Origin of the sequence: Salmonella sp. SAL4457 (assembly GCF_046548235.1) — a bacterium.
Taxonomy (GTDB): domain Bacteria; phylum Pseudomonadota; class Gammaproteobacteria; order Enterobacterales; family Enterobacteriaceae; genus Salmonella; species Salmonella enterica.
This window is the reverse complement of record NZ_JBGDZO010000211.1, coordinates 1-328: the sequence shown is the minus strand read 5'-3', so window position 1 is coordinate 328 and position 328 is coordinate 1. Positions and strand designations below refer to the sequence as shown.

Here is a 328-nt window from a genome sequence, read left to right as displayed (position 1 = left end):
AGCAGGTATAGAGCGGGAACTTCGGCATCAGCTCGGCGATGAAGGCCTTGTTGCCGACCCCGGTGAGGTAGTCGGCCTGGGAGAATTCCATCTTGAAGAAGTGCCGGCCGAGGCTTTCCCAGATTGGCGAACGCCCCTCCTCGTCGGACATGCCGCGCATCTCGGCGATCAGCTTGTCGCCGAACAGGTGGCGGAATTCGGCGATGAACAGGAAGCGCGCGCGCGACAGCAGCTTGCCGTTGAGGCCGCTGCGGTGGTCGGCGTGGAGGAACAGCGAGCACAGCTCGGAATTGCCGGTCAGGTCGTTGGCCAGGAACAGCGTGGGGAC

At 63.7% G+C, this 328-nt stretch carries 1 protein-coding gene; it reads right to left on the bottom strand.

Annotation, left to right across the window (positions count from 1 at the left end):
• The coding region (locus tag ACLJNW_RS23960) for an arginine N-succinyltransferase (RefSeq protein ID WP_410961188.1) at positions 1 to 328 on the bottom strand (328 nt) is incomplete at both ends.